This window comes from Paraburkholderia phosphatilytica (assembly GCF_003443895.1).
Classification (GTDB): domain Bacteria; phylum Pseudomonadota; class Gammaproteobacteria; order Burkholderiales; family Burkholderiaceae; genus Paraburkholderia; species Paraburkholderia phosphatilytica.
The window spans coordinates 1-19,643 of record NZ_QQOA01000061.1; the positions used below are offsets into that span (position 1 = coordinate 1).

Here is a 19,643-nt window from a genome sequence, read left to right on the forward strand (position 1 = left end):
TCGCCTCCAGAGCATGAACTGAACCGCCGTATGCGGAACCGCACGTACGGTGGTGTGAGAGGGCTGAGGGGGTAACCCCTCACCCTACTCGATTCCGGACACGATAATTCTAAAAAACAGAATGATTATTTCAGTTATTTAATTTCATTTATCTATCCGGTGCGGCTACTCTTGCTGCCAACAGAGATCAAATGATCTCGATGGGTGACCCGAAGCAAGTACGTCGAGGCGTCCGTCGATTCGTAAAACGTGGGCGCACTGGCGGTGCCTTCATGGAGACAACACAGCATGGCTTTCAAGCTTGAGCAAGAGCGCATCGTGCTCGTTCTCGCAGTCCTCCTGTTCGCGGCATTCAGCTTTACCGTGAACAACTTCCTCTCTCCCGACAACCTCCTCAAGCTCATCCGGGACGTCTCTGTGCTGGGCATTCTCGCGCTCGGAATGGCCGTTGTCGTGGTCGGTCGTGGCGTCGATCTCTCGATGATTTCCATCATGGCGATCTCGGTCGCGTGGTCGTTCAGTCTCGTATCTTCGGGATCGACGACGCTCGGCGCTGTTGCAGCTGGATTTCTTTTTGCGGTAGCGATGTCGCTGCTTACCGGATTTCTCGTTGCCTATATCGAGATCCCGTCGCTATTCGCAACCTTGGCGATGGGCACGTTCATCTACGGAATCGGGCATTCACAGCTCGTTACAGCGGATGCCGTGTACATGCCCGCTCAGTTTGCCCTCGCGCATGCAGGCAGCGGCCGGGTCGCGGGCATTCCAACGCCTGTCGTTTTGTTTGGCCTCGCATGTGCGTCCATTGCACTGGTGCTCAGATTGACGAAGGCGGGGCGGTTCTTTTACGCCATTGGGGACAATCTGGCCGCCGCTCGTATCACGGGCATTCCTGTTCGTCCAATGTTGCTGCTTCAGTACGTCATCTCGGGCGGTATGGCTTTTGTGGCGGGCATCGTGTCAGCGACTTCTGTATCGAGCATGAATACTCGGATCGTGAATTCCACGCTCGTCTACGACGTGATCCTTGTTGTCGTCCTGGGCGGCGTGGGCTTGAGCGGCGGGAAAGGTGGCGTCCGCAACGTAGTCGTAGGAACGCTGCTGATCGGGATTCTGCTGAACGGCATGACCATTCTGAATATCCCTTACACGATCCAGAACATCATCAAGAGCCTGATTCTGCTCGCGGCCATCATTGCCGACGGCATCTTGAATCCCCGCGACGAGCAGACCGCGCAACAGGGTGACATTTGAAAGCGTTCAAACAGAAGTTCATTCAGGAGACGAAAGTGAAGAGATTTTTTGCAGCGTTCTTCGTTGCGCTGATGGCGTTTCAAACGATGGCGGCGTGGGCATTGAATGGCTACGACGATCCCCAGCGCGCTTCCTACTATGATGCGCTCAAAGGAAAGCGAGTCGTGTTTATTCCGCTCGGAATGGGACTGGATCTGACCCAGGCGTGGGCGGCCGAAATGAAAAGGCAGGCCGATGCGCTTGGGTACAAATTTGAGGTCCGCGATCCGAACTGGTCGACGGAGGCGGGTGCGCAGGCATTGACCCAGGCTATCACCGAGAAGCCGGACATCCTTATTGTTCAGAACCCTGACGTCCAGGTGTACTCGCATCTTCTGAAGCGGGCTCAGACGGAGGGAATATACGTAGTCCAGATCAATCTGAAATCCGTGGCGCAGACGGAGGCCTTTGTCGGTCCGGACTGGGTCGAAATCGGAAAAGTACTGGCCAACCTCGCCGTTGACAAGTGCAGTCCGGCGCACGGTGGTAACGGCAAGATCGCGGTGACACAGCTGACCCTGACAGCCGCATCCAATGTCTACCAGAACAAGGGGATCCAGGACGTTCTCGCGCAGCATCCGGAGATGAAGGTGGTTTCGGACCAATCTGCCGATACGGACGCCAGCAAGGCACGCGCGATCACCGCCACTGTGCTGCAGCAGAATCCGGACGTTTGCGCCGTCATTGGCGGATGGGATGGACAGGACATCGGATCGGCAGCAGCCGTGAAGCAGGCAGGCAAGACGGGCAAGGTTGCCGTGTTCACATCCGGTGGCGGCGAGCGAAGCATGTGCGACAAAGTGAAGGACGGAACATTCTCGTCGTACATCAGCTATAACGCGGCCGGTCAAGGCCGGGATCTCAACGACATGATCCGCTACCTGTTGCAGGTGAAGCCTGCGCCAGAAAAGACCAAGGCGCAGTTGTTCAGCGATCTGACCGTCATTACGCAGGCCAACGTGAACAGCAGTCCAGCTTGTTACGCGCTCAAGGACATCCGTTGAGGTTCGGTATGGAAACAGCAACCCAGATAGCAGAGGCGAGGGTGGACGCCAGCCAGAAGCCAGACGAGGGAAGGACCCGATACGCGCGTTCGGATCTGCTCGCGAAACTTCGTTATCGCTGGCTTCCCGACCACGTTCTCGGTGAGATTCTGTCGAAAAAGTGGATCGACAACGCAGCGCCCTTCGCGTTTCTGCTTGTCACGGTATGGGTGTTTTCGCATCTGCTTCCAGGCTTCTTCGATCCCAGCAGTCTGTCTGCGACATCGCGTGAATTCGGCGAGTTCAGTCTGGTCGTCATGGGAATGATGATCGTGATCGCGGGAGGGGGGATCGACCTGAGTGTCGGTTCCAACTTCGCGCTGGCCAATCTGGTCACGTTGGCCGGGCTCAACCTGCTGAACTGGTCCCTTCCGGTTGCCTTTGCCGCGACAGTCGCATCGTGCGCGCTGGTTGGGGCAGTCAACGGTGTGCTCGTCGGGTTCTTGAGGTTGCGTGCTTTCCTGACTACCCTCGTGACACTGATCATCGTGCGCGCCGTCGTCGATATGGCGCTCCTGAAGTATTCAGTGCCAATCTCGTCGGGCTCGTACGATTCAGCTGCATGGGACTACGTCGGCAGCGGATCGATTGCCGGGCTGCCTTTCAGCCTGGTCGTGGCCATGGTTGTTGCAGTCGCGGTCCACGTCTTCCTGAGCCGCACGAGGCCCGGGTGGCGCATCCTGGCAGTGGGCGGGTCGCGTCGTTCCGCGCACAACGTCGGTCTCTCAGTACGCTCCATGGTGTGCTCGACATACGTGATATCCGGCGTGATGACTGGAGTGGCCGGCTTCCTGTACGCGGCGCGCCTTGGCAGTCTCAATACCGATGCTGGCGTTGGCCTTGAAGTGTCGGCGCTTACCGCGGCTATCCTCGGTGGCAACAGCCTTGGTGGTGGGCGCAGTTCAACCGCGAAGGCACTGATGGGTGCCGTGACCGTCATGATTGTGACCACAGGCGTCATTCGTCTCGGACTGGTGAGCGGATCCGGGCAGGCGGTCATGGGGGTGATCCTTGCGGTCGCGGTGGCGATAGATGTTCGATGGCTGAAGAACCGGGACAAGGTCCTCGGCAAGTTCTACGTTTCACCGACGTTTGTGAAGCTTCCGGTATGCCCGGACACGTCGGTCGAAGCACAAACCAACTACGCGCTCAATACTCGCCTGCGCGCGGCGGAGGCTATCGGTCTGGGTGAAGTCGAGGGTCCGGAAGACGTGATTTTCGATTCGGACGACAACCTCTATACGGGGACGCGACACGGTGACATTGTGCGCTTCCTCGCGCCGGACTATCGGCGCTCCGAGGTGTTCTGCCATATTGGCGGGCATCCGCTCGGTATGGCTTTCAACAAGGAGGGTGACCTCGTCAGCTGCGTCGGTGGGATGGGGGTGTACGCGGTGAACCCGCACGGTGTCGTGCGCAAGCTTACCGATGAAACCAACCGTTCGTGGTTCTCGATCATCGACGATTCGCGCTTCCGCCTCGCCGACGACGTCGATATTGCGCCCGACGGCAAGATCTATTTCTCGGAGGCGACGATCCGTTACGACATGGCCGGCTGGATCACCGATGCGCTCGAAGGCCGGGGCAACGGACGGCTCATTTGCTACGACCCCGCGACGAAGAAAACCAGAACACTGATCGGCAAGCTTGTGTTCCCGAACGGCGTCTGCCTGTCCCACGATGGCCAGTCGATCCTGTTCGCGGAAAGCTGGATGTGCAGGATCAACCGCTACTGGATTTCAGGTCCGAAAGCCGGACAGCTTGAGACGCTGATTTCGGATCTGCCGGGATATCCCGACAACATCAACCGCGCGTCAGACGGAACGTACTGGCTCGCGATCATGGGCATGCGTGGTCCGGCGCTTGAGGTCGCGATGAAGATGCCGGGATTTCGCAAGCGCATGACCCGCAGACTGCCGGGTGACGAATGGATCGTGCCGAATATCAACACCGGCTGCATCGTCAAGTTCAACGACCAGGGAGAGATCGTGGATTCGCTATGGGATTTCGGTGGCGAGAACCATCCAATGATCACGTCGATGCGGGAAAACAAGGGCTATCTGTACATCGGCGGTATTACAAACAATCGCGTCGGGAGATTCAGGCTCGATAACGCCGATCCGGACTGGACGGCGCACGCGAGTTACTGGAGGGCCTGATATGTCCAATCCGTTGATGAATCTTGCCGATCGCTTCTTCGGGCGAGGAAAATTTGCGGTGACCATTCCCGCGATGGATGGTCCGTTGCTGCCGAACTCTCTGCTCGATGCGGCCGATCTCGTTGAACAGATCGATGAGCCCGACAACCTCGTGGTTTGCGGCGACAGGGCGTACTTCACTTCTGGGCGCGGCCTGTATCGCATGAATGACGGAACGCAGAAAGCGAAGCGGGTCGAAGAGTTCGCCGCCGAAGTCACCGCCCTCGCGTCGCGCTTCGATGGTCGGTTTGCGGCGTGCCTCTCAAACGGGCACGTCGCTGTCTGGCAGGAAGGAGAGAAGCCGAAAACGCTCACTATGCTGTCGGATCGCCGCCTGACCTGCCTGACGTCGATCGCCCTCGGCAGCGGAGATGACATTTACGTCTCGAATGGCTCGTCGTCGAACGGAGCGAGGAGGTGGGCCAAGGATCTTCTCGAGAAAGGCGCGAGTGGCTCCCTCTGGCGTCTCGATATCCGGCAGAACAGCTGCACTGAGATAGCGAGCGGACTGGCGTTTCCGGCCGGAGTGATGGTTGATGAAGGGCAACTCGTCGTATCGGAGGCGTGGCGTCATCGGCTGCTCTCGTTTGAACTCGCGGCAGCGCGACGGCCTCGCACGATTCTGGCCGATCTGCCCGCTTACCCCTCCCGGATCGTGAAGGCGCCGGACGGGTACTGGCTTTGCCTCTTCGCGCCACGTAGTCAGCTCATCGAGTTTGTCTTGCGCGAGAGCGCCTATCGCCGTCGCATGATGGAGGAAGTCGCGCCGCAGTTCTGGATCGCGCCGGCGCTGCGCAGTGGCGATTCGTTTCTCGAACCGTTGCAAGGTGGCGGCGTGAAGCGTATGGGCATCCTCAAACCATGGGCACCAACACGTTCATATGGACTGGTCGTGAAGCTCGACCGGAATTTTGAGGTGCTTGAGAGCTTCCATAGCCGCGCCGACGGTGCACGCCACGGTGTCACCAGCGTCGCCGAGTTGAACGGTCGCGCAATCGTCACATCAAGGGGAGGGAACGCGATTCTCGCCATTGATACGGTTCACAACAGGGGGAGCCTCCATGCAGCCCGTCATTGAAATGATTGGCGTTACCAAGGAGTATCGAAAGGTGCCCGCGGTGAAGAACGTCAGCCTGCAACTGCGCAAAGGCGAGATTCATGCGCTGCTCGGAGAGAATGGCGCCGGAAAATCGACGATGACGAAGATGATGGCGGGCGTCGTCGAACCGACCTCGGGCGAGGTTCGGCTGGAAGGGAAGATGGTCAAGTTCCATTCGCCACACGAGGCACTCAAGGCCGGCGTGGCGATGGTGTTCCAGGAAACGAGCCTTGTGCCCTCGCTTACCGTCGCGCAGAACCTGTATCTCGGCAACGAGAAGATGTTCAACCGTCTTCGCGGGCTTTACATCTCCGCGCAGCAGTTCTTGCAGGGACTGAATTTTCCTGTTGATCCCACCTTGAACGTGAGCCAGCTTGGCGCGGCGCAAAAGCAGATGGTCGAGATCGCGCGTGCGGTACATCACAAAGCCAAGGTCATTGTCTTCGACGAGCCAACCGCTACGCTGACACCTGAGGAGAAGGGACACTTCTTCTCGCTGATCGACAGGCTGAAGCGCGAGGGCACCACCATCGTATTTATCACGCACGCGCTGGAAGAAGCACTGGCGATTTCAGACCGCATCACGATTCTTCGTGACGGCGAGCTTGTTGTGACCGACGACGCATCGAAGTTCGATCGCGAAGGCATCGTCAAGGCGATGGTGGGCCGCACGCTGTCGAACGAGCTTTATGGCAAGCCGGGCGGTGGGCGCGCAATCAGGGCTCGAGGACGCAAGATCCTGAGTGTGCAGAATCTCTCGATGGGTAAGCTGGTTCGCAACACATCTTTCTCCGTGTTTTCCGGGCAAGTGACGGGCGTATTCGGGCTGATAGGTTCGGGCCGGACGGAAATGATGCGGGTTGTATCCGGGGTCGTAAAACGCGACCATTTCCATGGAGGGCAGGTCATTTTTGACGGTAAGCCCACGCGTTACCGAATCCCGCGCCCGGCGGTGAATGACGGCATCGTCTACGTCACGGAGGACCGCAAGCTCGACGGCTTCTTCGAAACGAAATCCATTGCCGAAAACATCTACATGGGGCAACTCGCGGGCAAGGCCCACCGTGCGGTAACCGTCAGCCAGAGCGAAATGAAAGTTCTCGCGGAGGAATGGACGAAGGCTATCAACATCCGGGCCATCAATGGAAACGCGAGGGTGGTCGAACTTTCCGGCGGCAACCAGCAGAAGGTGGTGATCGCCAAGTCACTGTGCCAGCGGCCGAAGCTCGTAATTTTCGACGAGCCTACGCGAGGCGTGGATGTGGGCGCCATTGCGGAGATTCATCAGTTGATAAACCGGCTCGCCGATGATGGCCTCGCGGTCGTCGTCATTTCGTCTTACCTCCCGGAGGTAATGAACCTGTCAGACCGCATCCTTGTGGCTCGGCAAGGTCGCATCGTCGAAGAATTCAACAGTCATGACGTCACTGAGGAAAATATCATGTACGCAGCCGTGCACTGATCGATCGCACCTCGACCGCTATTAATCACAGAGGCAAAACATGGCCACTTTCTCGATAGAGACGAAGCAACCGAAAATCGGGCGATTTCTGGACGATTTTGTCGTCGGTGATGTTTACCATCACTGGCCAGGCAGGACAATAACGGAAGCCGACAACATCAATTTCAGTCTGATGACAATGAACCGGCATCCGCTGCACTGCGATTCGGCGTTTGCCGCGAAGACTGAATTTGGCAGGCCGCTGGTGAACAGCGGTCTCACGCTCGCGATTGTGCTCGGCATGACGGTTGACGACGTGAGTTTTAACGCGATCGCCAATCTCGGGTGGAAGCAGGTCGAGCTGCTGTCGCCAGTCTTTCCGGGCGATACGGTCTATGCCTGCTCTCAGGTGAAGGATGTACGCGAAAGCAGATCGCGTCCTGGGCAAGGCATCGTCACTGTGGTGACCGAGGCGTTCAACCAGAACGGCACGATCTTCATGCGGTTCGAACGCAGTTGCCTGGTGCCGCGCGAACCCTCTCCGGCGTGCTGAATCACAGCAAGAAAAATCGTTGACGTTGATACCCCAAGAGGCTGGACCGTGACATACAATTTTTTGAAAGGACTGCGAATCATAGAAAGCTCCGCGTTTATCGCGGCGCCGCTTGCTGGACTCACGCTCGCGGAGTATGGGGCTGATGTCATCCGCGTGGATATGATCGGCGGTGGCATCGACTATGGGCGCGTCCCCCTCGCGCCCAGCCGGCGGAGCCTGTACTGGACCGGACTCAACAAGGGCAAGCGTTCGATCGCGGTGGATCTGCGACGGCCCGAGGGGCGGGAACTGGTGCAGGCGCTGGTGACGGCGCCGGATGCGGACGGGGGTGTCCTGCTGACCAACATCGCCACGTCGTGGCTCGCGCACGATCTGCTGGCAAGCCAGCGTCGTGACGTGATCACCTGCCTCATTCAGGGCAACGGCGACGGTTCGTCGGCCGTCGACTATACGGTCAACTGCGCAACAGGTTATCCCTCGGTGACAGGTGGAGGTTCGGTGAGCGCGCCCGTCAATCATGTATTGCCCGCGTGGGACGTCGCCTGCGCCTATCAGGCCGCATTCGGCGTGCTGGCGGCAGCGGGAGCGCGTCACCGCACGGGCGAGGGCTCCGAGCTACGCATTGCCTTGTCGGATGTGGCGTTTTCGGTGCTTGCGCACCTTGGCGCCACTGCGGAAGCGGAGCTACTCGGACAGGAGCGCCCTGCGGTCGGCAACCATATCTACGGCGCGTTCGGGCTGGACTTCGGCACGGCGGACGGTAAGCGGATCATGGTGGCTGCAATCAGTCTGGGCCAATGGAAAGCGCTGGTCGCGGCGTGTGGCATGGAGCGTGAGGTTGAACGGATCGAACGCGCTCGCGGGCTGGATCTGCGAAATGAGGTGAGCCGCTACGAGGCACGTGAGGAGATCGCGGCGGTCGTGCGCGCGTGGTGCGAAAGTCGTCCGCTCGCAGAGATCAATGCGGTGTTTGAGCGGTTTGGCGTCTGCTCGGGCTTATATCGAACTGTGCGCGAGCTCGTGGAGTCGGACGCGCGCGTGAGCGCGAAAAACCCGGTGTTCGAACATATTGACACGCCGGGCGTGGGAAAGCATCTGGCCGCAGGCACACCGCTCCGCGTCTCTGGCGCCCCACGGAACCCGGTGCGCCCCGCACCTTTGCTTGGACAGGATACGGACGAGATCCTCGCAAACGTGCTGCGACTCGATTCGCCCTCAATCGGCAGGCTGCACGACGAGGGGATCGTGGCGGGCGCGGATAAAGACCCGACCGTGACGTCTGGCTGGTAGTGGAAGTCGAGAATCGATGAGCCGAACCCTCCAGTCGGCGAAGCTACGACACGCGTTTCGCCGGATCGCCGTATGGGGACCGGGGCTGCTCGTGATGCTTGCCGATGCCGACGCAGGCAACGTCGTAACCGCGGCACAGGCCGGTGCACAATGGGGCTATCGGTTCTTGCCACTGTTGCTAGTACTCATCGTACCGCTCTACCTGATTCAGGAGTTGACCGTGCGCCTCGGCGTCTATACGCGACGGGGGTATGGAGCGCTCGTCAGGGAGTTCTTTGGAACGGGATGGGCGTGGGTGTCGGTGGCCACGCTCGGGGTCGCGGCCACCGGCACGCTTGTCACGGAGTTTTCCGCGGTCGCGGGCATCGGTGAGATGGTTGGCTTGTCGCGGGCAATGTCACTGCCCGCTGCAGCGCTCGCGCTTCTCGCGGTGATTGCGACCGGCGCGTATCGACGCGTTGAGCGGACTGCACTCGTGATCGGGCTGTTCGAACTCGCTTTCTTTGTCGTCGCATGGACGGCCCATCCCGACTGGCGAGCAGTTGCAGGTGAAGCTGCCGACTATCCGCTCTCGGATAACGCGTTCCTGTATCTGACGGCAGCGCTCATCGGCGCCGTATTCAATCCGTGGATGGTGTTCTTTCAGCATGCGGCTGTCGCAGCCAGACGCCTGAGTCCGACGGATCTTACGGCGGCTCGAATCGACACTGCGGCGGGCGCTCTGTTCACGCAACTGTTGACTGCGGCGGTGCTGATTGCGGCTGTGACGACACTGGGCGGCATCGCTGCGCACACGTCGCTCGATAGCGTTGGAGAAATCAGCCAGTCCCTCGTCCCCGCACTCGGTACTACAGTCGCGCATCTTGTGTTCGGCGTGGGCGTGCTAGGAGCGGCGATGGTCGCAGCGATTGTCGCTTCGCTCGCACTTGTATCGGGTGTAGGCGAGGTCGCTGGTTCCCGGCGTTCGCTTGAATTGCGCCCGCAACTCGCACCGTGGTTCTATGGCTTCTATGCACTCGCGATTGCGGGCAGTGCGGCGCTGGTGTGGGCCGTGCCCGATCTTGTGTGGCTCAACATCGGCGCCCAGGTCGTCAACGCGCTGCTATTGCCTGTCGTGCTCGGGCTGCTGCTCGTGCTTGCGGGCCGCGCGCTGCCGCAGGAGGCTCGACCCCGAGGTGCGTACAAGTTTGCGCTTGTCTCCCTGACTTGTGCAGTCTGCGCACTTGGCTGGGTCGGCGCTCTTGCCGGGTGGCTCACCAGCATTTGATTGCGTGCCCGTGCCCGTGCCTCTGCGCAGGCGCAATGCTTTCCTGTGATGAAAGGGAATGAAGAGTCATTGTTATCAGCGCAATAACAAACAATTATTCGATGGCTTGTTTATTCACGCGAAGCCGAGACCTAAAGTGACTGACAGGATCGACGCAGCGCAATCGCGAGATTCGCGGTCGAAGTTATTGTTCAAGAAGAGGTGAACTCATGTCAAAGGTTGTTCGTTTTCATCGTGTCGGTGGACCGGAAGTGCTGCAATTCGACGAGGTCGATGTCCCGGCACCGCAGGCCGATGAGATACAGATCGATGTCAAGGCACTCGGTGTGAACCGTGCGGAAATCATGTTCCGTACCGGCCAGTACGTGATCGAGCCGGAGTTTCCGGCGAAGCTAGGTTACGAAGCGGCCGGTGACATCATCGCAGTAGGCTCGGGCGTGAGCGGGTTTGCGGCCGGCGACCGGGTCAGCGTGATTCCCGCATTCTCGTTTGCTGACTACGGCATGTACGGTGAAGTGGTGAACGTTCCCGCGCGGGCGGTCGTCAAGGTGCCTGACGGCGTGACTTACGAAGAGGCCGCCGCGACATGGATGATGTTCACCACCGCATATGGTGCATTGATCAACATGGGCGGACTGGGTGAGGGCGACGCGGTCCTTCTCGGGGCAGCCACGAGCAGTATTGGTCTGGCTTCCATTCAGGTTGCCAACATGGTGAAAGCGACACCGATCGCGTTGACCAACAGCCCCGCCAAACTGGATTCCCTGCGTGCCGCGGGAGCCCCTCATGCGTTTCTGGCGAATGCACCGGATCTGGTCGAGCGCGTCATGGAGATCACGGACGGCAAGGGGGCACGCATCGCCTTCGACCCGGTTGGTGGCCCGGGCGCTCGCTCGCTGATGCAGGCACTGTCGTACGAAGGCATTTTCTATCAGTACGGCGCGCTCGACGCCCGTGACCTCACCGTTCCTGTCATGGACATGCTGTCGAAGCATCTGACGGTACGTGGTTACGAGCTTTTCGAGATCACGAAAGACGATCGCCGGATCGAAGAAGCGAAGGAATTTATCACGCGTGGCCTGTCGACGAAGGCGTTGCGTCCCGCGATCGACCGGGTATTCACTTTCGATCAGATTGGGGATGCACACAGCTACATGGAGGCGGGTAATCAGGTCGGCAAGATTATCGTCTCGGTCTGATGAAGCCGACGGGGCTGTGGCTGGTCCGCCGCCCCGTCGCCGAACTAGAAGCTGGCTTCCGCGCGCATCGCGATCTGCTCATCGGGCAAGCCGGCCCACAGCGAAAAGCCGTCAGCGGTACAAATCGCATTCAGAGTGACGGTATTGCCCAGTAATGCAGGCTGTACGCCGCGATATTCGAACGACTTTAGCTGCTTACCGGCGAGGCGCTGTGCGTAACCAGCGAGCAGCGTAGCGTTCAGCGGGCCGTGTATGACGAGGTTGGGGTACCCCTCGACCGAGCGGCAGTAGTCCTGATCGTAGTGAATCCGGTGCCCGTTGAATGTGAGTGCGGAGTACCGGAACAGCGTCGTGGTGGTTGCAAGAAACGGTTCGTGATGATCCGGCTTGAGGGCCGTCACATCCTGCCTAGGGGGCGCGCCGACGGAGGCCCCCTTGTAGACGATGTCGTGTTCCTCGGAGATCGCCAGTTCGCCGTTGAGCAAGACGTCGTGTCGCACGGTGACGAACACCAGGTCCCCTGAACGCCCATGTTTATGTTCGACGGACTGGATGGTCGACCGCTTGTTCACTTCCGAACCGAGCGGGAGGTCGATCAGGAATTTCACGCGTCCGCCTGCCCACATCCGGTTGGGAAGCGGCACCGGAGGAAGGAAGCCGCCGCGCTGCGGATGCCCATCACGTCCCAGTTCACTTTCAGGGAGGGCGGAAAGAAAGTAGATCCAATGCCAGAGGGGCGGGAGTGGTGCGCCTCTTTCGATCGGTGTTGCGTCGTAACCGATGGTCGCCGCCATCAGGCGCGCGTGCCGAACGGAGAGTTCGTCGTTGTCGTCGGAATACTTTCCGATCCATTCGCGCAGTTTTGAAATGTCCAGATCACTCATACCGTAACGTCCTGTTCAAGTCGCACCGGTGACCGACACATTCGGCCCGGTTTCAGATCGATCATCGAGCCAATCTAGCGAAAAATGAGCGAGGAGACAATCCAACATATCGCGCCGATTATGCAGTTTTTCGGCACGACCCGACCTCTGCGGTTTGAGATATACCTGACCTCAGATATCGAGACGCCCACTGTGAGGTACGCGCTCGCGGCGTTCGTCGGAATTCGGTATCAGTTGCTTCAGCAATTCGACGAGCCGCAGCGAGGCTGGCGAGAGCTTCTGGCCGCGCAGCGTGATCACCGATACCTGACGGGTCAGCGTTGGGCTGGTGATGCGCAGGGCGTACGTGGACGAATGCAACTTTGCGGGCAGCACGACCTTCGGCAGCATAGCGGCACCGAGCCCTGCCGAGGCCATCGAAATCAACGTCTGGGCCTGGGCGAATTCATAGCGCGTCGAAAACGACAGGTTGCGCTCGCGCATGGCGGTGTCGACCATGCCGCGCAGCGCCGTCGCCGAGTTCAGCATGAGAAGCGGCATGTTGGTGAGCGCGGCAAGTGGGATAGTGGATTTGCTCGTGGTAATGAATCGCTTTGGCACGAGCGCATACAGCGGGTCGTCGAGCACCGGGTCGAACTCAAACTCGACCGTATCGATCGCGGGACCGATGCCGAAATCCACTTCACGCTTGCGCACACTCTCGAACAAGGCGCTGGACGTGAGTTCGCGAACCGAGACTTCGATTCCAGGGTAGTCCTCTTCGAATGCCGCAAGAACCCGGGCGAGGCGTGTCTCAGCGATGGTGGGCGAACAGGAAAGCGCCACACGCCCGCGCTTGATGTCGGCCGATTCCTGAATCCTGCGCAGGCCGGATTCGACTTCAAGCAGAGCTCTTTGCGCACATTCGAGAAGCTGCTCGCCTTCCTCGGTCAGTCGCACGTTACGCGTGGTCCGGTGAAACAGGGCGACGCCCAGTTGCTCTTCCAGTTGGCGGATCTGCGCGCTGACTGCGGATGGCGAACGATAGGCCTTTTCTGCGGCGATGCGGAAGCTGCTTTGCTTCCCTACCAGCAGGAACGTCTGCAACAGCCGGAGGTTGAGCGCGCTGAGAGGTTTCGACAGTTGTTTCATGGTCTGACTGGTTCGAACGAGGAAGGAAATTCGCACGGAGTCGATATCGCGGAAAGAGCAGTTACTGTATCGCGAAACTGCACAATCGACACGACAAACGCGATTATCAGTTCACTCGATCGGCCTTACAGTATCCCCAGTGGCACTTGCTCATTTAACTCTGAGAACTTGGGGACGACCTTGACAAATACTCCGTTGCAGCAGTCGATGCTGCCGCCCGCAGAGCGACACGTCTCTGAGGCGAGCGCGCTTGACGGACTACGGGTGCTTGATATTGCGACCTTCGTTGCCGCACCCTTTTGCGGAACGATCCTTGCGGACTTCGGTGCGGAAGTGATCAAGATCGAACAACCCGGCAGCGGCGATTCGCTGCGCCAGTTCGGTACGGCGACCGAGTGCGGCGACAGCCTTGTCTGGCTCAGCGAGGCTCGCAACAAAAAGACCATTACGCTTGATCTTCGCAAGCCTGAAGGTGCGACGCTGTTCAAGCAACTTGTCGAAAAATCGGATGTGGTACTCGAGAATTTTCGGCCCGGCACGTTGGAGAAATGGGGCATCGGTTTCGAAGCCCTGCGCGAGATCAATCCGCGGCTGGTGATGCTGCGCATCAGCGCCTACGGTCAAACCGGTCCGAAACGCGGCGAACCCGGTTTCGCGCGGATTGCGCACGCGTTTGCGGGGCTGTCCTGGCTTGCTGGAGAGGCCGATGGACCTCCTGTGGTTCCGGGTTCGACCTCGATGGCGGACTACGTGTCCGGAATGTGGGGGGCCATTGGTGTCCTTACGGCACTACGTGCCCGCGAAAAAAGCGGCAAGGGACAGTTCATCGATCTTGGCCTCTATGAATCTGTATTCCGTCTGCTGGACGAGATCGCGCCCGCCTACGCGAAGTACGGCACGGTGCGCGAGCGGATGGGGGCGGATACCGTGAATGTCGTTCCGCACAGTCACTACCAGACGCGCACGGGCGAATGGGTGGCACTTGCCTGCACGAACGACAAGATGTTCCATCGCCTCGCGGACGTGATGGACTGCCCCGAACTCGCGCGCGACTTCCAGACGAGTGCGATCCGTGTCGCAAACCGCCAGCACATCAATACGGTGGTCTCGGCCTGGATGGGGAGGCACTCGCTGACTGAAGTCCTCGAGAAAACCCGCGCGGGCGAGGTGCCCTGTGCGCAGATTTATTCCATCAAGGAAATCTTCGAGGATGAACAGTACAAGGCGCGAGGAAATCTTATCCACATTCACGATCCGCGAGCGGGCGATCTCGTGTTTCCTGCGCCGTTGCCGAAGCTCTCGGATACTCCGCCCACGTTCCGGCACGCCGGTCGGGCGCTTGGAGCCGACAACGAGTCGGTGTATGGCGGTTTGCTGGGACTTTCTCCTGAGGATGTAGTGGCTGCGTCCGCCCGCGGCATCATCTGACGTGTAGTGCGAGGCTCCACGATTGCGACCTCGATGTCGCGATCGCTCTTATATAACCGGAAAGATATTCTTAGTTTTCAGGACGAGACAATGAGTACTGCTGAGATGTTTACACCAATCCTGCCCATGTTCAGGCTCGACGGCAGGACCGCCTTGATCACAGGGGCTGGCGCTGGTATCGGCGCTGCCATCGCTGCCGCACTGGCCGAGGCCGGGGCGGAGGTGGTTCTTGTCTCGCTGGTCCGGAACGAACTGGAAGCCGTTGCCGCGCAAATCGCCGCGGCCGGCGGCCGAGCAACCGTGTGCGAATGCGACGTCACCGACGCGACCGCCGTGCGCGCGCTGATTCGTGAACTGCCCCAGCTCGACATCGTGGTCAACAACGCCGGCACCAATATCCCCGAGCCTTTCCTCGAAGTGACGGATGCGCATCTGGATTTCATGAGCAATCTCAATGTCCGTGCGACGTTCGTCGTATCTCAGGCGAGCGTGCGGAAGATGCTCGAGGACCCTGCGCGGCGAGGCAGGGGGGGAGTCGTTATCAACGTGTCTTCGCAGATGGGACACATCGGTTCGCCTAGCCGCACAGTTTATTGCATGAACAAACATGCCATTGAAGGTCTGACCAAAGCGATGGCGGTGGAACTTGCCGCCGCTGGCATCCGTGTCAACAGCATCGGTCCGACGTTCGTCGATACACCGCTCGTGCGCAAGATCGTCGACTCCCCGGAGAAGCTCGACTTTCTGGTTTCGAAGATACCTATGGGCCATATGGCGAAGGTCGAGGACATAGCCGCAGCTGCGGTTTATCTTGCGTCTCCCGCTGCGGCGATGGTCACCGGCACGTGCGTCCTTGTGGACGGTGGGTGGACGGCGCAATAAGTCGAGCGGTCCTGAAACAGTAGCGAGGATAGAAGAAATGAGCGAGAGCTTCAAACGAGTCGTCGTGGAAGCGACAGGTGGACCCGAAGCAATGCGTCTTGCCGACGAACCGGTGCGGCACGCCGGAGGCAACGAGGTGCGGGTGCGGAACGAAGCCATTGGTGTCGATTTCATCGATACGCAGATTCGCGGTGGCTTGCTGCCTGCCACGTTGCCCACGGGTATCGGCTTTGCCGCCGTGGGCGTCGCTGAAGAAGTTGGCGACGGGGTGCACCACGTGTCACGCGGCGACCGTGTCGCGTATCTGTACTTTGTGCCGGGTAGTTACGCGCAGGAGCGGATCGTGCCAGCGGAACGTGTCATCCGGCTGCCGGACCCTGAGATGCCCGCGGACATCGCCGCTGGCGCACTGTTTCGCGGTTTGACCGCCTGGTATCTGGCTACGCGCCTGCGCACGATCGGCAAGGGCGACTCCGCGCTGGTCCACGCGGCGGCGGGCGGCGTCGGCTTGATCCTTATCCAGTGGCTCGCACACCTCGGGGTGGAGGTCATCGGCACTGCTAGCACGGCGGAGAAGGTCGCGCTGCTGCGGGAATTCGGCTGCCCGCATCCCGTGTTGATTCCGGATGAAGACTTCGTGGAGGTCGTCAAGGGCGCCACTGATGGACAAGGGGTGTCGGTGGTGTACGAGAGCATCGGCGTGAAGACGTTTGACAGATCGCTTCAGTGCGCGAAGCGGTTTGGGCTCGTCGCGTCCTATGGCTGGCCGTCGGGCGATCCGGGATCCATTTCGCTCATGTCGTTGCGTAATCAAGGCTCGCTGTTTGTGACGCGTCCCACCGTCAGCCAGTACACGGCGGATGCAAATGATTTCCGGACGGGTGTCGAGGCGCTTTTCGATCTGGTTGGACAAGGCAAGCTGAAGATCAAGGTCGGGAATACCTATGCCCTGCACGATGCCGCGCAGGCGCACGCCGACCTTGCGGCAGGAAAAACACAAGGTTCGGTCGTTCTGATTCCGTGAGCGACACGAGCCTCATTGATATATAGGAGGAGTTCATGCTGCTGAGAGACAAAATCGCAATCGTGACTGGCGCCGCGTCGCTGCGCGGGATCGGCTGGGCAACTGCGCAACGGTTTGCGCAGGAAGGAGCGCGTGTCGCGCTGCTTGATCTGGACGGCGCCGCTGCAAGCCGCGCCGCTGGCGAGATCGGCGACGCGCATCGTGGATACGCATGCGACGTGCGCGATGCCGAGCGCTGCAAGGTAGTCGTGGAAGAGGTGATCGCGGACCTCGGGAAAATCGACATCCTCATCAACAACGCTGGTGTGAGTCAGGCGAAACGTCTGATGGATAGCACCATGGATGACTACGACCTGGTCTTCGACGTAAGTTTGCGCGGTGCGTTCAACATGTCGCGCGCGATCGTTCCACACTTCCGCTCACGCAGGAGCGGCAACATCGTCTGCATGGGATCGATTGCCGCACAGCGCGGCGGCGGTGTGTTGGGTGGCCCGCACTATGCGGCGGCCAAAGGCGGGGTGCAGACGCTCGCGAAAGCGATGGCGCGCGAGCTCGCGCCGGACGGAATTCGCGTCAACGCGGTGGCGCCCGGACTCATCGACACCGAACTGCTGCAAGGAAAGATCACGGACGACGGCAAACAGGCGGTCGCCGACAGCACACCGATGGGTCGACTCGGTTTGCCGCTCGATATCGCGAATGCATTCCTCTTCCTCGCGAGCGACCTGTCGAGCTACGTCACAGGAGTCGTACTGGACGTGAACGGCGGCCTGCATATTCACTAAAGACGAAGTGGGCGCATCGCACGCCCCCGCACAAATACTCCGTATTGGAGGAGACGAAGATGGACATCAAGCTGAAGACATGCCTGATCGCAACGGGTTTCGGTATCGCAATCGCGTTTTCCGCGCACGCCGAGGAGCCGATCAGGATTGGCCTGTCAGGGCCGTTTACCGGCGGCTCCAGTCCGATGGGTATTTCGATGCGCGACGCCGTTCGCCTGGCCGTCGACGAGATCAATCACGGCGGCGGCGTGCTAGGCCGTCAGATTCAGCTCGTCGAGCGTGACGACGAGGCAAAGAACGAGCGCGGCGCGCAGGTCGCTCAGGAACTGATCTACAACGAGCACGTCGTCGCGAGTGTCGGGATCATCAATACCGGCGTCATGCTGGCAAGTGCCCGCTTTTATGAGGAAGCGAAGATTCCGGTCATTACGCCGGGCCCGACGGGAACGGAAGTGACGAAGATGTTCGCGCCGCCTCAATACGCAGACAACTACATCTTCCGTGTTTCACTGCCCGACAACATTCAGGCAGACATGATTGCTCAAGAGGCGGTCGGACGGCGTGGCTATAAGAAGGTGGCGATTCTCGCCGACTCGACGAACTATGGCCAGCTCGGACGTGCAGAGCTGGTTTCCGCACTCGACAAGCGGGGAGTAAAGCCCGTTGCCACCGAGAAATTCAATATCGGCGACGTCGACATGACGCCACAGTTGCTGCGTGCGAAGAACGCGGGAGCCGAGGTCATTCTCACCTACGCTGTAGGCCCCGAGCTTGCGCAGATCGCTAACGGCATGACGAAGCTCGGATGGAAGGTGCCGATGATCGGCAGCCATACGCTATCAATGCCGAACTTCATCGACACTGCGGGCGCCAATGCGGAAGGGGCGATTTTCCCGCAGACATTCGTGGCCTCTGCGGCGAACCAGAAGGGGAAGGATTTCGTCCAGAACTACGAGAAGACCTACAAAGTCCAGCGCATCGCGGCACTGGGATGGGCAGCTCCCGCCTATGACACCGTGTACCTGCTGGCGGCTGCGATCAAGCAGGCGGGCTCCACCGATGGTCCCAAGGTGAAGGACGCGCTCGAAAACCTCAACGTCAAGGTTGACGGGGTTTTGATGACCTACGACAAGCCTTTTTCGAAGAGCAATCACGAGCTCTTCAAGGATTCGTCGAAGGCATTCATGGCGACCATCGCGAATCGCGAAGTGATCAAGGTCAGCGAAAGCAAGTGAGACCGGGAGCGCGCTCATGAACGTCCTGTTGCAAATCCTATTTAGCGGCTGTGCCATCGGGATGATCTATGCGGTTGTCGCATTCGGCTACCAACTAACTTTCGCGACTTCCGAGACGCTGAACTTTGGACACGGGGAAGCGTTGGCGGTCGGTGCACTGGTTGGCTTCTCGGTGGTGGGACACGTCAACTACTGGCTGATGATTCCTGCCGTGCTGATATTCGGCGCGCTATTCGGCGTCGTGGTTGAACGCGTTGCAGTGCAGCCGGCGCTCAAGCGCAAGTCTGAAGGCTGGATCATGGCAACGATTGCGCTCGGCATCATCGTCAGAAACGTAGCCGAGAATATCTGGGGTAAGGAGAATGTCAAATTCCCTTCTCCGGTGCCAGAAGTCCCGTTGCAATTCGGAGGAGCGAATGTGCTGCCGATGGAGATCGTCGTGGTCGTCGGCGCACTCGCGATGATGCTCGCAATCGAGGTCTTCAACCGCAGATCGATCTTCGGGAAGGCTGTTGTAGCCACTGCCGTTGATCGCGGCGCTGCGAGCCTGATGGGCATCAACACGGGCCTCGTCATTACCTTCTCATATGCGCTGTCTTGCGCCACCGCGGCGTTCGCCGGCGTTCTGGTGGCGCCTCTGACGCTCGCAGGCGCGGGAATGGGCGCGTCGCTGGGGCTGAAGGCTTTCGCAGTGGCGATCATCGGTGGGTTGACGTCTGGCGTGGGCGCCGTTGTGGGCGGGATCATCATCGGAGTAGCAGAGACGGCCACAGGCTACTACATCTCCACAGGATACAAGGATGTTCCCGGGCTCGTTTTGCTGCTCGTCGTGCTGGCGGTGAAGCCTGCGGGTCTTTTCGGCAAGACGATTGTCAAGAAGGTATGAAC

General features: G+C 59.7%; 17 protein-coding genes. 15 read left to right on the plus strand and 2 right to left on the minus strand.

Annotation, left to right across the window (positions count from 1 at the left end):
• The first annotated feature begins 288 nt into the window (after nt 1-288).
• The 9 genes from DVS29_RS34420 (at nt 289) to DVS29_RS34460 (ending at nt 11,386) form a co-directional block, all read left to right on the plus strand.
• Nucleotides 289-1,254, plus strand: a complete 966-nt coding sequence (locus DVS29_RS34420; RefSeq protein WP_118185414.1) for an ABC transporter permease — start codon at nt 289-291, stop codon at nt 1,252-1,254.
• Nucleotides 1,251-2,297 carry a sugar ABC transporter substrate-binding protein gene (locus tag DVS29_RS34425; RefSeq protein ID WP_118185417.1) on the plus strand — a complete coding sequence of 349 codons (1,047 nt, stop codon included), beginning with the start codon at nt 1,251-1,253 and terminating at the stop codon, nt 2,295-2,297. The genes DVS29_RS34420 and DVS29_RS34425 overlap by 4 nt, the downstream gene beginning before the upstream one ends.
• Nucleotides 2,298-2,305: 8 nt before the next feature.
• Nucleotides 2,306-4,495, plus strand: a complete 2,190-nt coding sequence (locus DVS29_RS34430; protein WP_118185419.1) for an ABC transporter permease — start codon at nt 2,306-2,308, stop codon at nt 4,493-4,495.
• A 1-nt stretch (nt 4,496) separates the two neighbouring features.
• Nucleotides 4,497-5,612, plus strand: coding sequence for an SMP-30/gluconolactonase/LRE family protein (locus tag DVS29_RS34435; RefSeq protein WP_118185421.1), 1,116 nt, complete (start codon nt 4,497-4,499; stop codon nt 5,610-5,612).
• Complete coding sequence (locus DVS29_RS34440; protein ID WP_118185423.1) at nt 5,596-7,095, plus strand: sugar ABC transporter ATP-binding protein; 1,500 nt, start codon at nt 5,596-5,598, stop codon at nt 7,093-7,095. Before DVS29_RS34435 ends, DVS29_RS34440 begins: the two co-directional genes overlap by 17 nt.
• Before the next feature lie 40 nt (nt 7,096-7,135).
• Nucleotides 7,136-7,627: a MaoC family dehydratase gene (locus DVS29_RS34445; protein ID WP_118185425.1), complete on the plus strand. Its 492-nt coding sequence runs from the start codon at nt 7,136-7,138 to the stop codon at nt 7,625-7,627.
• A 48-nt stretch (nt 7,628-7,675) separates the two neighbouring features.
• Nucleotides 7,676-8,920: a CoA transferase gene (locus DVS29_RS34450; RefSeq protein ID WP_118185427.1), complete on the plus strand. Its 1,245-nt coding sequence runs from the start codon at nt 7,676-7,678 to the stop codon at nt 8,918-8,920.
• 16 nt (nt 8,921-8,936) lie between these two features.
• Complete coding sequence (locus DVS29_RS34455) at nt 8,937-10,187, plus strand: NRAMP family divalent metal transporter (protein ID WP_118185429.1); 1,251 nt, start codon at nt 8,937-8,939, stop codon at nt 10,185-10,187.
• A gap of 209 nt (nt 10,188-10,396) precedes the next feature.
• Nucleotides 10,397-11,386, plus strand: a complete 990-nt coding sequence (locus DVS29_RS34460) for a zinc-dependent alcohol dehydrogenase family protein (RefSeq protein ID WP_118185431.1) — start codon at nt 10,397-10,399, stop codon at nt 11,384-11,386.
• 44 nt (nt 11,387-11,430) lie between these two features.
• Here the strand turns inward: DVS29_RS34460 and DVS29_RS34465 are convergent, their stop codons facing one another.
• The gene (locus DVS29_RS34465) at nt 11,431-12,270 is read right to left on the minus strand and encodes an HTD2 family dehydratase (protein ID WP_118185433.1); all 840 of its coding nucleotides are present in this window, start codon (nt 12,268-12,270) and stop codon (nt 11,431-11,433) included.
• A 171-nt stretch (nt 12,271-12,441) separates the two neighbouring features.
• On the minus strand, nt 12,442-13,401 hold the full coding sequence (locus DVS29_RS34470; protein WP_118185435.1) for a LysR family transcriptional regulator: 960 nt from the start codon (nt 13,399-13,401) through the stop codon (nt 12,442-12,444).
• Nucleotides 13,402-13,608: 207 nt separating this feature from the next.
• Here DVS29_RS34470 and DVS29_RS34475 point away from each other — a divergent pair, with 207 nt between their 5' ends.
• From DVS29_RS34475 to DVS29_RS34500, 6 genes are all read left to right on the plus strand, one after another.
• Entirely contained in the window at nt 13,609-14,829 is a 1,221-nt protein-coding gene (locus DVS29_RS34475; RefSeq protein ID WP_118185437.1) for a CaiB/BaiF CoA transferase family protein, read from the plus strand.
• 90 nt (nt 14,830-14,919) lie between these two features.
• Nucleotides 14,920-15,711 carry an SDR family NAD(P)-dependent oxidoreductase gene (locus DVS29_RS34480; protein WP_164708053.1) on the plus strand — a complete coding sequence of 264 codons (792 nt, stop codon included), beginning with the start codon at nt 14,920-14,922 and terminating at the stop codon, nt 15,709-15,711.
• Between the two features lie 37 nt (nt 15,712-15,748).
• Nucleotides 15,749-16,735: a quinone oxidoreductase family protein gene (locus DVS29_RS34485; protein WP_118185439.1), complete on the plus strand. Its 987-nt coding sequence runs from the start codon at nt 15,749-15,751 to the stop codon at nt 16,733-16,735.
• A 35-nt stretch (nt 16,736-16,770) separates the two neighbouring features.
• Nucleotides 16,771-17,520 carry an SDR family NAD(P)-dependent oxidoreductase gene (locus tag DVS29_RS34490; RefSeq protein WP_118185441.1) on the plus strand — a complete coding sequence of 250 codons (750 nt, stop codon included), beginning with the start codon at nt 16,771-16,773 and terminating at the stop codon, nt 17,518-17,520.
• A 59-nt stretch (nt 17,521-17,579) separates the two neighbouring features.
• The gene (locus DVS29_RS34495) at nt 17,580-18,755 is read left to right on the plus strand and encodes an ABC transporter substrate-binding protein (RefSeq protein WP_118185443.1); all 1,176 of its coding nucleotides are present in this window, start codon (nt 17,580-17,582) and stop codon (nt 18,753-18,755) included.
• 16 nt (nt 18,756-18,771) lie between these two features.
• Nucleotides 18,772-19,641 carry a branched-chain amino acid ABC transporter permease gene (locus DVS29_RS34500; protein WP_118185445.1) on the plus strand — a complete coding sequence of 290 codons (870 nt, stop codon included), beginning with the start codon at nt 18,772-18,774 and terminating at the stop codon, nt 19,639-19,641.
• Nucleotides 19,642-19,643: the final 2 nt, after the last annotated feature.

What these genes read in the sequence shown, in the direction of transcription:
- DVS29_RS34440 (WP_118185423.1), top strand. Translation starts at nt 5,596, where the DNA reads ATGCAGCCCGTCATTGAAATGATTGGCGTTACCAAGGAGTATCGAAAG.
- DVS29_RS34470 (WP_118185435.1), bottom strand. Translation starts at nt 13,401, where the DNA reads ATGAAACAACTGTCGAAACCTCTCAGCGCGCTCAACCTCCGGCTGTTG.
- DVS29_RS34455 (WP_118185429.1), top strand. Translation starts at nt 8,937, where the DNA reads ATGAGCCGAACCCTCCAGTCGGCGAAGCTACGACACGCGTTTCGCCGG.
- DVS29_RS34465 (WP_118185433.1), bottom strand. Translation starts at nt 12,270, where the DNA reads ATGAGTGATCTGGACATTTCAAAACTGCGCGAATGGATCGGAAAGTAT.
- DVS29_RS34500 (WP_118185445.1), top strand. Translation starts at nt 18,772, where the DNA reads ATGAACGTCCTGTTGCAAATCCTATTTAGCGGCTGTGCCATCGGGATG.
- DVS29_RS34430 (WP_118185419.1), top strand. Translation starts at nt 2,306, where the DNA reads ATGGAAACAGCAACCCAGATAGCAGAGGCGAGGGTGGACGCCAGCCAG.
- DVS29_RS34475 (WP_118185437.1), top strand. Translation starts at nt 13,609, where the DNA reads ATGCTGCCGCCCGCAGAGCGACACGTCTCTGAGGCGAGCGCGCTTGAC.
- DVS29_RS34495 (WP_118185443.1), top strand. Translation starts at nt 17,580, where the DNA reads ATGGACATCAAGCTGAAGACATGCCTGATCGCAACGGGTTTCGGTATC.
- DVS29_RS34435 (WP_118185421.1), top strand. Translation starts at nt 4,497, where the DNA reads ATGTCCAATCCGTTGATGAATCTTGCCGATCGCTTCTTCGGGCGAGGA.
- DVS29_RS34490 (WP_118185441.1), top strand. Translation starts at nt 16,771, where the DNA reads ATGCTGCTGAGAGACAAAATCGCAATCGTGACTGGCGCCGCGTCGCTG.
- DVS29_RS34420 (WP_118185414.1), top strand. Translation starts at nt 289, where the DNA reads ATGGCTTTCAAGCTTGAGCAAGAGCGCATCGTGCTCGTTCTCGCAGTC.
- DVS29_RS34445 (WP_118185425.1), top strand. Translation starts at nt 7,136, where the DNA reads ATGGCCACTTTCTCGATAGAGACGAAGCAACCGAAAATCGGGCGATTT.
- DVS29_RS34480 (WP_164708053.1), top strand. Translation starts at nt 14,920, where the DNA reads ATGAGTACTGCTGAGATGTTTACACCAATCCTGCCCATGTTCAGGCTC.
- DVS29_RS34485 (WP_118185439.1), top strand. Translation starts at nt 15,749, where the DNA reads ATGAGCGAGAGCTTCAAACGAGTCGTCGTGGAAGCGACAGGTGGACCC.
- DVS29_RS34460 (WP_118185431.1), top strand. Translation starts at nt 10,397, where the DNA reads ATGTCAAAGGTTGTTCGTTTTCATCGTGTCGGTGGACCGGAAGTGCTG.